This is a genomic window from Hyphomonas sp. (genome assembly GCF_037969335.1).
Taxonomy (GTDB): Bacteria; Pseudomonadota; Alphaproteobacteria; order Caulobacterales; family Hyphomonadaceae; genus Hyphomonas.
This window is the reverse complement of sequence record NZ_JBBKXE010000201.1, coordinates 1-11,612: the sequence shown is the minus strand read 5'-3', so window position 1 is coordinate 11,612 and position 11,612 is coordinate 1. Positions and strand designations below refer to the sequence as shown.

At 62.8% G+C, this 11,612-nt stretch carries 15 protein-coding genes; 4 read left to right on the top strand and 11 right to left on the bottom strand.

Annotated elements, in window-relative coordinates:
* Window positions 1-147: 147 nt before the first annotated feature.
* From AADA04_RS14915 to AADA04_RS14900, 4 genes are read right to left on the bottom strand one after another with little or no spacing between them, the layout of a single operon-like run.
* Window positions 148-438 carry a DUF1330 domain-containing protein gene (locus AADA04_RS14915; RefSeq protein ID WP_340694074.1) on the bottom strand — a complete coding sequence of 97 codons (291 nt, stop codon included), beginning with the start codon at window positions 436-438 and terminating at the stop codon, window positions 148-150.
* Window positions 435-1,394 carry a prolyl aminopeptidase gene (pip, locus tag AADA04_RS14910; RefSeq protein ID WP_340694073.1) on the bottom strand — a complete coding sequence of 320 codons (960 nt, stop codon included), beginning with the start codon at window positions 1,392-1,394 and terminating at the stop codon, window positions 435-437. The genes AADA04_RS14915 and pip overlap by 4 nt, the downstream gene beginning before the upstream one ends.
* 11 nt (window positions 1,395-1,405) lie before the next feature.
* Window positions 1,406-1,861 carry a GNAT family N-acetyltransferase gene (locus AADA04_RS14905; protein ID WP_340694072.1) on the bottom strand — a complete coding sequence of 152 codons (456 nt, stop codon included), beginning with the start codon at window positions 1,859-1,861 and terminating at the stop codon, window positions 1,406-1,408.
* 9 nt (window positions 1,862-1,870) lie between these two features.
* A complete protein-coding gene (locus tag AADA04_RS14900; protein WP_340694071.1) occupies window positions 1,871-2,530 on the bottom strand; it encodes a DUF2959 domain-containing protein in 660 nt (219 codons plus the stop codon).
* Window positions 2,531-2,815: 285 nt separating this feature from the next.
* Here AADA04_RS14900 and AADA04_RS14895 point away from each other — a divergent pair, with 285 nt between their 5' ends.
* Together AADA04_RS14895 and AADA04_RS14890 are read left to right on the top strand one after the other, a co-directional pair.
* Window positions 2,816-3,433: a hypothetical protein gene (locus tag AADA04_RS14895; protein WP_340694070.1), complete on the top strand. Its 618-nt coding sequence runs from the start codon at window positions 2,816-2,818 to the stop codon at window positions 3,431-3,433.
* A 255-nt stretch (window positions 3,434-3,688) separates the two neighbouring features.
* Window positions 3,689-4,306 (top strand): hypothetical protein, encoded by a 618-nt coding sequence (locus AADA04_RS14890; RefSeq protein WP_340694069.1) that lies wholly within the window; start codon window positions 3,689-3,691, stop codon window positions 4,304-4,306.
* Window positions 4,307-4,311: 5 nt separating this feature from the next.
* Here AADA04_RS14890 and AADA04_RS14885 read toward each other — a convergent pair whose 3' ends face one another.
* From AADA04_RS14885 to AADA04_RS14875, 3 genes are read right to left on the bottom strand one after another with little or no spacing between them, the layout of a single operon-like run.
* Window positions 4,312-5,334 carry a beta-eliminating lyase-related protein gene (locus tag AADA04_RS14885; RefSeq protein ID WP_340694068.1) on the bottom strand — a complete coding sequence of 341 codons (1,023 nt, stop codon included), beginning with the start codon at window positions 5,332-5,334 and terminating at the stop codon, window positions 4,312-4,314.
* Between the two features lie 38 nt (window positions 5,335-5,372).
* A complete protein-coding gene (locus AADA04_RS14880) occupies window positions 5,373-6,113 on the bottom strand; it encodes an SDR family oxidoreductase (RefSeq protein ID WP_340694067.1) in 741 nt (246 codons plus the stop codon).
* An 8-nt stretch (window positions 6,114-6,121) separates the two neighbouring features.
* Window positions 6,122-7,111: a calcium/sodium antiporter gene (locus AADA04_RS14875; protein ID WP_340694066.1), complete on the bottom strand. Its 990-nt coding sequence runs from the start codon at window positions 7,109-7,111 to the stop codon at window positions 6,122-6,124.
* Window positions 7,112-7,317: 206 nt separating this feature from the next.
* Between AADA04_RS14875 and AADA04_RS14870 the strand changes: the two genes are divergently transcribed.
* Entirely contained in the window at window positions 7,318-7,791 is a 474-nt protein-coding gene (locus AADA04_RS14870; RefSeq protein ID WP_340694065.1) for an NUDIX domain-containing protein, read from the top strand.
* Here AADA04_RS14870 and AADA04_RS14865 read toward each other — a convergent pair.
* From AADA04_RS14865 to AADA04_RS14850, 4 genes are all read right to left on the bottom strand, one after another.
* Window positions 7,767-8,525 (bottom strand): 2-dehydro-3-deoxyphosphooctonate aldolase, encoded by a 759-nt coding sequence (locus tag AADA04_RS14865; RefSeq protein ID WP_340694064.1) that lies wholly within the window; start codon window positions 8,523-8,525, stop codon window positions 7,767-7,769. The genes AADA04_RS14870 and AADA04_RS14865 overlap by 25 nt on opposite strands.
* A 274-nt stretch (window positions 8,526-8,799) precedes the next feature.
* Entirely contained in the window at window positions 8,800-9,504 is a 705-nt protein-coding gene (locus AADA04_RS14860; protein WP_340694063.1) for a CDP-alcohol phosphatidyltransferase family protein, read from the bottom strand.
* A 9-nt stretch (window positions 9,505-9,513) separates the two neighbouring features.
* On the bottom strand, window positions 9,514-11,004 hold the full coding sequence (locus AADA04_RS14855; RefSeq protein ID WP_340694062.1) for an inorganic phosphate transporter: 1,491 nt from the start codon (window positions 11,002-11,004) through the stop codon (window positions 9,514-9,516).
* Window positions 11,005-11,123: 119 nt separating this feature from the next.
* The gene (locus AADA04_RS14850) at window positions 11,124-11,435 is read right to left on the bottom strand and encodes a hypothetical protein (RefSeq protein WP_340694061.1); all 312 of its coding nucleotides are present in this window, start codon (window positions 11,433-11,435) and stop codon (window positions 11,124-11,126) included.
* Between AADA04_RS14850 and AADA04_RS14845 the strand changes: the two genes are divergently transcribed.
* A partial coding sequence (locus AADA04_RS14845) for a hypothetical protein (protein ID WP_340694060.1) occupies window positions 11,425-11,612 on the top strand: 188 nt, incomplete at its 3' end. The two genes, AADA04_RS14850 and AADA04_RS14845, sit on opposite strands and share 11 nt — an antisense overlap.

Below are 11,612 nucleotides of genomic sequence, written 5' to 3'. Positions count from 1 at the left end.
CCCGGGTGTGTCGCGAGAGGCAGGCTGTGAGGCCTGTCGCAGAGGAATGGTTGCCGAACCGATGTCCCGAGAGGGCGCGGGGAACAGAACCCGGCTTACAGGCCGTCTGGTCATATATTTTCAAGCGTCCGGCCCGGTGCCCACGCGCTAGAGACATCCTTCCGCAAGGATCAGCTTGCTGATGGTCGCGTTCTTCCGGACAGCGATCAGGTCCTGAAAATCCGGATCGTCAAGAAACGCCCTGGCGTTCTCTGCTGCTGGAAATTCCAGGATAACCACGCGCTCAGGTTTCCAGTCGCCCTCCATCACTTCCGGCTCAACGCCGCGTACAATGTAGCGGCCACCATGCTTTGCGATGAAGGCTGGCACTGCGTCGATATATTGGCGGAATGCAGACATATCGAGAATGGTGAAATCAAGGATCAGATAGGCCGTCATACCCCCTTCCCCGCATACCGGTCCGTCGCGCGGATCAGCTGGTCGAGGATGCCCGGTTCGGAATAGGCGTGGCCTGCGCCTTCGATCAGGTGGAAGTCCGCCTTCGGCCAAGCCTTGTGCAGCGCCCATGCGAAGCGGGCGGGGCATGGCATGTCATAGCGTCCATGAACGATCGTGCCCGGAATGTCTTTCAGCCGCGAAGCATCGCGCAGCAACTGGTTCTCCTCCAGCCATCCCTTGTGGGTGAAATAATGGTTCTCGATGCGCGCAAAGGCGAGCGCGAAATCATCCTCGCCAAACACGTCACTGGTTGATGGTTCGGGCAGCAATGTGATCGTCTGGCCTTCCCACTGGCTCCACGCCAGCGCGGCTTCGATCTGCACGGCGCGATCATCACCGGTCAGGCGCTTGCGATAGGCCGCCATCATGTCGCCGCGCTCAGCCTCGGGGATCGGCGCAAGGAAACGCTCCCACTTGTCGGGAAACATCTCCGACACGCCGAACTGGTAATACCAGTCCATCTCGGCCTTGGTCAGAAGATAGATACCGCGCAACACCAGTTCGCTGACGTGTTCCGGGTGCGTCTCGGCATAGGCGAGCGCCAGCGTCGAGCCCCACGAACCGCCGAACACCTGCCACTGGTCCACACCCATCATCTCGCGAAGACGCTCAATATCGGCCACCAGGTGCCAGGTCGTGTTGGCGTCGATCGACGCGTGCGGCGTGGACTTGCCGCAACCGCGCTGATCAAACAGCATCAGGTCATACAGCTTCGGATCAAACAGGCGCCGGTGGCTGGGCGAAAAGCCCCCGCCCGGCCCGCCATGCAGGAACACGGCAGGTTTTGCGCCCTTGGTGCCAGACCGCTCCCAATAGATCGTGTGACCATCGCCGACATCGAGATGCCCCGAATCATAAGCCTCGATTTCGGGATAGAATGTTCTGAGCACGGTCATGGCGGCGGCCTTTACAGGGCAAGATGGAAGAACTGGTTGAAGTCACTTTTTTCATAGTCGCCAAATGCGCCGCCTTCAATGAAGCCATAACGCCAATACAGGGCCAGCGCCGCGTCAAAGGCCGGGCCGCTGCCTGTCTCGAGACTGAGCCGGTGATAGGCGCGCGCCCGTGCCTCAGCGATAATGTGTTCCAGCAAACGCGCAGCGACACCCTTGCGCAGGTGGACCTCATGCGTGCGCATCGACTTGATCTCGCCGCCGCCATCGTCCAGCCCCTTCAGGGCGCCCATGCCCATCAGGGTCTTGCCTTCCCAGGCCGTATAGAAACGCAGCCCCGGCGCTTTCAGGCCGGTCAGGTCGAGCGCGAAGACATTTCCCGGCGGCGAGTTGGCGTACATGCCGTCAAGGTGCGTGCGCAACAGGTCCAGCACCCGCGCATCCTCGAAATCACCCGGGACAATCTGCATCCGCCTCCCTCAGCTGCCAGCGCGCATTTCCGCGATAAAGGCATCAGCCTCGGCAATGGAGCGCTCCATCTCGGCAATCAGGTCGGCGACGTCGGCTTCAAGGCCTGCCGTCTCGGCCCCCAGTGAGGCAATCGCGCGGGCGTTGAGATTATGCTTCAGGTACAGGACACGGTCATGGAACACGGCCAGCACCGGGTCCATTGATGCAGCCGCCTTGTCCATCTTGGCGACCAGCGTGTCATAGCGCGCCTCGGTCGCCGCCAGTTGCTGGGCCGAAGACCGGCGCAGGCCCACATCGGAATATTCGGTCAGTTCGGCATTCCATTCCCGGAACAGGTCGCGCGCGACGCCTTTCACGTCCTTGATGCGGGCGCGCACCTTGTCCGCCTTGTCCTCTGACCGGTCATAGGCGTCGGACAAGGTGTCATAGGTCGATTCAAGCTCCCCGGCGTCGACATTGACCACAGCCCGGAAGGCCTCGAGCGCATTGGCGAACTCGACCTTCGCATTCTCCTGGCTGACGGCGGCATCGGTCACGCGCTGCACCAGCAGGTCGCGTTTCTCGAATCCGATCTGCTCCATCGCGCCGTAATAGGTCGAGGCGCAGCCCGCCAGTGTCGAGGTCGCCAGAAGCGCGCCGATCAGGCCCGCACGGAATAATGTCGTCATGATCGAATCCTCTTTGTTCCGTTCCAGTCTTGCCGCGCTCCGGCGACCGGGTCCAGAAATTACCGCGACAGGCAACCAGACGGCAGCACGCGAACTGTCCAGCGCCGCTCTCAAAAGAACGTGGAAATTGAGCCGCCAACCCCGAGGAAATTCCGGTGGCATCGCCTGTGGAAAACGGCCGATCCGCAGTAACTATTATGGTTTTCAAGAGGAAAGAAAAACCGTAAGATTAACCTGAAACTGGGTTTTGATCGGGGGACCATCCAGTTCTATCGGGAGTTTGGCATGGCGCGACCTGCAGGGGTACGCAACCACGATTTTGAACAGAAGCGTGCTGCGCTTGTTGACGGCTTGACCCATTTTGCTGTCACGGCAGAGCTGCGCCGTCCGTCGCTGCGACAGTTCGCAAAAGCCGTCGATGCGTCCGAACCCACGCTCCGTCACTATTTCATGGACCGACGGGGCGTCGTCGGCGCCATCCTCGAGAACATGGGCAAGATCGGACGATCAATCCGTGACAACATCGCAGCACCCTCCGACAGCATTTCAAGCGCGGTCAAAGACTATTACCTGATCGCAGCCCCGGGCCCGCAGTTCGAATTATACATGCGCGCACATGCGTTCGGGCTGATCGAAGGGATCGCAGAAGACACTGCGGGCAAGGCCTACCTCAAACACATGCTGGAGCCGGCCCTCTCCACGATCACCGAGAAATTGACCGCGACACCCGGTTCTCCGAAGTCTGCGTTAGAGTTGCGCGCGGCCGCCTTCGCGATCCTGTCGCCCCTGATCCTCATGGGAATACATCAGACACTCCTCGGCGGTGCAGAAGAAGCGCCTGTTGATAGCCAGGCGACGATCGGGTTGCTCCAGTCTTGGCTCGGTGAAGCCATCTCGGACTGATCGCAACAATCCGGCCCCCGACGACCGCTTGTCGTGCGACGCCGGCGCGACTGCGCGTCGATCGCAATTCGAAGACACATCCCAAAGAAGTTGAGTTTCGTCCGAATGCGGCAACAAAATCCGTGTGACCCCGTCTCTGTTTTATTGGCTAATCTGTAGTAAATATTATAGGTTGCCAGAGAGGGCAAAAGCCGTATGAATGAAATGAGAATGGTTCTTATTGGGGGGACCGTCCATTTCACCCGGGAGTTGACCATGCCGAGACCGGTAGGGGCGCGAAATCATGATTTTGAACAAAAGCGCATGGCGCTTGTCGATGCGTTGACGGATTTTGCACTCACCGCAGACTTGCGTCGCCCATCGCTACGCCAGTTCGCAATCGCGGCCCACGCATCCGAGCCGACACTTCGCCACTATTTCGACAACCGGCAGGGCGTCGTTTCGGCCATCCTCGAGAACATGGGAAACCGCGGAAAATGGATCTGGGAACTGGTCGCCCATCCTGCGACCACCCCGACCGAAGCCCTTGAGGAATACTACCGCGTGGCGGATGCGGGCATGCAGTATGGGCAATTCACCCGCGCTCACGCCTTCGGGCTGATCGAAGGCATCGCAGACGAAGTCGCCGGACGGGCCTATCTGAAATTCCTGCTCGAACCGGGGCTTGAATCGATCATCGACAAGCTGAAGGGCACACCTGGCGCGCCGCGAACCCGGGACGCGCTACGCGCTGCCGCTTTCGCCGCTATGGCGCCGCTCCTGTTCATCTCGATCCATCAGAAACTGCTCGGCGGTGCCGAAGAAGCACCGATCGACACCCAGGCGACGATCCAGCATCTGCAGTCCTGGCTCGGCGGCGCCCTGAGTTCCTGACCTGGTCAGCCCATTGCCGTCTCGACCGCCGCGATTTCATCGTCGGTCGTTGACCATGAACACACGAACCGGTGGCAGCCCCCCGGCCAGGGATAAAATTTTGCGCCTGCCGCTGTGAGACGCTCAGCCAGCCCGTCCGGCAGGCGCACGAACACCTCATTGCCATCCGGCTTGTAGGCAAGGTGCACGCCCGGCTGCGCAATCAACGCCGCGGCCAGCCGCGTCGCCTTCGCATTGGCCCGCCCGGCAAGATCCAGCCACAGGCCGCCATCCAGCATCGCTTCGGCCTGCGCCGCAAGGAAGCGCATCTTGGGTGGCATATGGCCGGAACGTTTCGCCCGCGCCTGCAATTCCCCCCACTTTTCCCGTGCCTTGCCGAACAGGATAATAAGCTCGCAGCCCATTGCGCCCGTCTTGGTCAGGCCGAGTGTCAGCACGTCGACCCCGGCTTTCCAGGTCATCTCGGCCGGGCTTGCGCCGGTCTTCACCAGCGCGTTCGCCAGCCGCGCGCCATCCATGTGCACAGCCAGCCCGTGCCCATGCGCCAGCACGGCATAGCGGTGAATCTCGTCGGCGCTATAGGCAAGGCCGCATTCGGACAGATTGGTCAGTGACAGGACGTGTGCCGGTGTCTCGTGCACGAAGCCCGGCTGGATCGCCGCAAGGGCGTCGCGCAGGGCCGCCTCGTCGATCTTGGCCCCCTTCCCCGGCAGCAGCGACAGCTTGCCGCCGCCCGAAAAGAATTCCGGCGCGCCACGTTCATCGCGCTGGATATGCGCCTCTTCATGGCAAAGCACGGCGCCCGCCGGCGGGCAGAAGCAGGATAGCGCCAAAGCATTGGACGCCGTGCCGGATGCCGTCATCCAGACATCGAAATCATCCGTCTCGAACACGTCTTTCAGCTGGAGGCGCACCCGCGCCGTCACACTGTCGGCGCCATAGCTCGGCTCCATGCCGGTATTCACGCGGGCAATCGCGGCGAGCACATTCGGATGAGCGGGCGCGGACGTGTCGGACGAAAAATTCATGCTCCACCTTCAGGTTCAGCTTGGTTTATCAGGCCATCTCAGACTTGCGTGTCGGGCGTCTGCCACATCAGGTGCTGGCCGCCATCGGCCGCAATCATCTGGCCGGTCACGCTGGACGCGGCGATGAAATAGCGCAGCGCCCGCAGGATCTCTTCCGGGCTAGACCCTTCGCCCGTCAAAGTCGCACGCGTCTCGGCGGCGAATACCTCATCGGTCTGGTGAATGCTTTTCAGCGTTGGTCCCGGCCCGATCGCATTGACGCGCACATGCGGTGCCAGCGCCTGCGCCAGGGTCTGCGTCGCCTGCCAGAGCGCCGCCTTGGACAATGTATAGGTGAAGAATTCCGGCGTCAGTTTCCAGACGCGCTGGTCGATCAGGTTGACCACGAGGCCCTTTTCGCTGGCGGGCAGGCCATTGGCCATCTGCTGTGCCAGGTGGACCGGCGCGCGCAGATTGGTCTCGAAATGCGTGTCCCAGTCCTCGCGCGTATGGCCAGCAGCGCTGTCATCGGCGAACACGGACGCGGAATTGACCAGCAGGCTGACCGGTTGGCCCAGCGCCGCGCCGGCGCGCGCCACCAGTCCCGCCGTTTCCGCTTCATCTGCAAGGTCTGCCTGCACCAGCGCCGCGCGGCCACCGGCCGTTTCAATCGCTGCCCTGGTGGCTTCGGCGCCATCTTTCGACGACCGATAGTGAATGGCCACAGCCCAGCCATCCTGGCCCAGCGCCTCTGCCATCGCCTTGCCCAGCCGCGCGCCTGCACCGGTGACAAGTGCCACGCCGGGCGTCATGCGCCTGCCGGCTGGAACAGGCCCAAAATGTTGAACCCGTTGATCAGTCCGTAAATATAGATCGCATACAGCAACAAGAGCAGGATCCCGACCAGCCGCCCAATCCGGGCCTTGGTCAGGATGAGCACGGCGATGATGGCCGCAGCCAATGCCATCGCCCAATGGTCGTACTGGCGGAATGTCGGGGCCACACTGATCGGTCCGAAGAAGGAGATGAGCCCGCCAGCGCCCAGGATATTGAACACGTTCGACCCAAGAATATTGCCGATCGCCACATCGCCGCGCCGGCGCAGGGCAGCTGCCACGCTCGCGCCGATTTCCGGCATCGACGTACCGATGGCCAGCAGGGTCAGGCCGATCCATTCCTGCGGCACATTGTAGAACTCGGCGACACCCACGCCGCCGGCGATGATCAGCTGCGCGCCGAGGATCAGCCCGGCAATGCCCAGCGGCACATAGACCAGCGCCCGGCGGACGCTGAGTCCCGGCGTCTCATCAAGCGGCACGCCGGGATCAATTCCCAGCGCCACGGCCCGGCGCGCGGCAAGGAATGTGTACCCGCAATAGCCAAACAGGATCAGGACGAAGAACAGGCCGATACCGGCGTGCAGCGGCATGACCGCCGTCAGGCCGATCCAAAGCGCCGTTGCGATCAGCATGGCGCCAAGCGCCCGGCCCTGTCCGCTGCCACCGGCCACGAATGGGAAGATCAGCGCCGGAATACCCAGGACGAGACAGACATTGGCAATGTTCGAACCGACAATATTGCCCAGCGCGAGGCCGGCGCGCCCCTCAAGGGCGGCATCCAGCGACACGATCATTTCCGGCGCCGACGTGCCGAAACCGACAATGAAAATACCGGCAATCAGTGGCGACACGCCGAGACGGTGCGCCAGCGCAACCGCCCCATTGACCAGGAAATCCCCGGCGAAGGCCATGATAACGAGCCCCCCGACAAGGGCGGCGATCAGCGAAATGTCCGGCATTGCGCCTGCGCGTCCCTAGTCGAGACGCTTGAATTCGATGAGGTTCAGGATGCCGAAGACCAGCACGATCGTGCCGATGGCAATCAGGGAGGGATGGATCATGACACCGTCTCGCTTTTTTCTTTAGGGTCTGTTTCGCTTCTGGCCCCGTCCTTAGCGCGCGTCGTGGCGATTGGCGAGCCTCAATCGACACGTTACCATGCGCCATGGCCAACCTGCGCACCCGTCTTTTCCAGTCCTATGCCCGCCTGCGCCGACCGATGACGCTGGGCGTGCGCGCGGCCGTTGAAAACGCCGACGGGCACGTTTTCCTCGTGCGCCACACCTATGTGAAAGGCTGGTACATGCCGGGCGGCGGCATCGAACGCGGCGAACCGGCGATCGAGGCCTTGCGCCGCGAACTGGTGGAGGAAGGGGGCATCCGCCTCACCGGCACGCCCCTTCTCATCGGCTTCTATTCAAACCATCCCGTTTTCCGCAATGACCACGTCCTGCTCTATCGCATTCCGCACGGCACATGGGACGAGACACGGGCGACATCGATGGGTGAAATCGCTGAAACGGCCTGGGTCGACCCGCTCTGCCCGCCGGACGGCGCGACACCCGGCACACGCCAGCGCCTGGCCGAACTCTATGGCGATCAGGGCCCGAGCCCCTACTGGGCGGCCCGCACCATATAGACCCCGCCCTGCGTCGTGGTGAGCGGCACGCGGGCGGTCGTCTCGAATGCTGTCCAGGCCGGGGCCAGTGATTGCCAGAAGGCGGCTGGCGCCTCGCCTGAATGACGCTGCAGGTTCTCCTGCGTCATCGGAAACGGAAAGATATGCACCGGCACCGCCGCCTGCCCGCCCTCAAAGGCGGCCTGCATCAGGGTCCATATCTCGGCGATTCCCTTATCCGTCATCGCGAAACAGCCGATCGAGACGCATGCACCATGCACCATCAGGAAACTCCCGGTATGGCCCAGCGCCCGGTCATGCGCGTTCGGAAAGCCCAGATTGAACGAGAGATGGTAGCGCGACGCCGGGTTCATCGCGGCGGGCCCCACCGAATAGAAGCCCTCCGGCGCCTGCCCGTCGCCTTCCCGGATCTTGGGGCCCAGTTCACCGGAAACGCTGCACACCGGCCAGGTGCGGAACGCATGGTACGCACCATCCTCCGCCGCCACATAGGCCGTCAATTCAGCGGGTTGCTTGGTAATGCGCAGATAGACCGGCTGGCCCAGATCAAGCCCGTCAGTCCGCAGCGCGTCGCGCAGGGACGGGGCATTTTGCGCATAGCCCGCATCGGAACGCGCCGTACGCGGCAATTCATCTGCCCCGGCAAAGGCGAACAGGGCTGGCAGGCAAAGAAAGGCCAGCGCGGCCAGGATGAACGCGAGGAATTTCATCTCTGAGGGCACACGCTGTTTCATCTGCCTATGTTTCCGGCCCGAATGAGGCCGATGACGGGCAGAATGCAGACCGTGTTGGGAAATTTTTGCCGCAATCCTGCCTTGGATGTTAACGCAGCGTTAAGACCCTTGGCCTAGCCTTCGGACATGGTCGGTTGCTTCCCCTCCCGGCCATGCGAGTATGATCAATTCCAAGGCAAACCGGCCCTTCCCCTTGTCCGGCGCGCCAAAAACTAAATTGGACGCCGGTCTTCTTTCCTTTGGACCGGCGTCCTTTTTATGTGCGCAGAGGATGTCAGGCGCGGGTCGCACGGATATAGCGCCAGCCCGTCAGCAGCGACAGCGCAGCGGCCATCCACAGCATACCCACCAGCAGCAGCGAACCGACGCGGAACACCAAGGGTGTCGAACCGCTCGCATCCACTGCGAGATCGGCTGGCGCAAAAGCCAGCGGCAGCATCAGGCCGATGATCGCGGCCATCTCGAACCCGGTTTTCCATTTGGCGAGATCGGACGGATCGACCACCGCCTTGCCGGCCGGGGTCGTGCGCAGCCAGGTCATGAACACGTCACGCCCAATAATCGCGGCAGCGGGGATATAGATCAGCCAGGTCTTCAGCACCATGGCGAGCCCGAGCAGCGCCGCGCCGACCAATAGCTTGTCAGCAATCGGGTCGAGCCAGACACCAAACCGGCTTTGCGCGTTCAGGCGCCGCGCAAAATAGCCGTCGAGGAAATCCGTCAGCGCGCCGGACAGGAACCCCAGCAGGGCGAACTGGTACCAGAGCTGCTGCATGATGCTCTGGCGCAGCACGTCATCGGCTGGCGTATCCGGCGTCGCGGCGGCCACCATCTGGCCCGCCAGTTCCGCGTTCCAGATTCCCCACAGGACAAGGCCCGCAAACACACAGCGGGCAATCGTCAGCGCATTCGGTATCCATTTGAAATCCATCAAGCCCATCTGCCAGTGCCCGGCCACGGGGGCAATGGGGCATGGCATCCAATATCGTCACCCAAACGTCGAGAATACGAGGTAGAGCCCGGCCGACAGGACACCGGCGGCAGGCACGGTGACCAGCCAGGCGGCGATGATCGTCATGAAATGGTGACGGCGCACGAGGCGGCGATAGCGCGGCTGGTCGTTCGTCGGGGCTGTCTCGCGGTCAGGATTGCTCGGGTTGCGGGCAATGTAGTCGCGGCGGCGCCGGGAATTCGCCGTGTACCATTCGCGGAAGAATCCGACGCCGAACACGGCGCCCACGGCGATATGCGTCGAACTCACCGGCAGGCCGAACGCCGAAGCGACGATCACGGTGATCGCTGCCGACAGGGCCACGCAGAAGGCCCGCATCGGGTTCAGCTTGGTGATCTGGTCGCCGACCATGCGGATCAGTTTCGGCCCGAACATGACAAGGCCGAACGAGATGCCGAGAGCGCCGATCGCCATCACCCAAAGCGGGATGCCCACCTTGGCCGCCACAGCGCCGGACTGCGCCGTCGTGACAATTGCCGCCAGCGGGCCAATCGCATTGGCCACATCATTGGCGCCGTGTGCGAAAGAGAGCAGCGCCGCCGAGAAGATCAGCGGCAGCTTGAACAATTCCCGCAAGGACTTGTTGCGGTTTTCCATGCCTTGCGACTGGCGCTTGATCAGCGGGCTGGAGATCACCCAGGTCAGCACCGCCGTCCCGAGGCCGATCAGGCCGGCCATCTGCAGGTCGATCTCCATGATATGCTTCAGGCCCTTGGTCGCCAGATAGGTCGAGAAGGCGCCGGCCATGATCGCCACCAGCAGCGGCACCCAGCGGCGCGCTGCCGCGATCTTGTCGTCCTGGTAGATGATGGCCGTCTTGATGAAGGCCAGGAACAGGGCCGCGACGATCCCGCCCAGCACCGGCGATATCACCCAGCTCGCCGCGATCTGCCCCATCATTGGCCAGTTGACGGCCCCGATACCAGCGGCCGCGATCCCCGCCCCGGCCACGCCGCCGACAATCGAGTGCGTTGTCGACACCGGTGCGCCGACAACGGTGGCCAGGTTGATCCAGAGCGCCGCCGAAATCAGCGCCGACATCATCAGCAGGATGAATGTGCTGGAATCAGCGAGGCCGGCCGGATCAATAATCCCCTTCGACACGGTGCCGACCACGTCGCCGCCCGCAATTAGCGCGCCCGCGCTTTCGCACACGGCGGCAATCGCCAGCGCGCCCATCATCGACAGCGCCTTCGACCCGACGGCCGGACCGACATTGTTGGCGACATCATTGGCGCCGATATTCAGCGCCATATAGGCCCCGACCGCTGCAGCGACGACGATGATATAGGATTGCGGCGCGCTTCCGGTCAGCGTTGTCGCGAACACGGCGCACACGGCAATGAAAACCAGGGCAAGGCCCGGCATCAGCAGCGACCGCCCGACCGAATGGGATGCCTGTTCGATCTGGCCGACCTTGGAGAGATCCTTGTCGAGGGTCGGTTTCATTCCGCTGGTCTGGGGCATGTCGCTTGGGTGTCCGTCTTCCTTGGCCGCATGAAAGGGGCGCGTTAGCACGGCTTTCCGCTGCCTGACAGGATTCGGAGACAGATTTTAGGCGGAATTTTCAGGCGAGCAGGCCGCGTTCAGGGTTCGAACCGGGTCAACAGGTCACTCAACTCGGGCGATGCCACCTTGGCCGCCGCCTCAGCGGGTGAAAACCAGCCAATCTGGCGCTGGCCGGATTCCGGGAATTCAGGATCAAGCCCGCTGACTTCCAGCGCATAGACAGTGGCCACGCACTCCATGACGGTGCCGGGGCCGATCCGCTTCTCGAGATGGAAGCTGCCCACCGGGTCCGGGTTCACGCTGCCGCGCACACCGGCCTCCTCATAGGCTTCCACCCCCGCCATCTCGGCATCCGGCGTATCCGTCTTCGGCCAGCCCTTGGGCACCATCCACCGGCCCCGCCACAACAACAAACGCGGCAACGGGCGGCCACAAATCTTTGTCGGCCTCACCCTCGACCAATACGTGGGGCTCGACCCCGCCGCCATGGCCGAACAAATCGGCCTCGGACTCATCCCCGACACCGTGCTGGCCGAATACCTCGAACACGCCGACATCATCGGCGT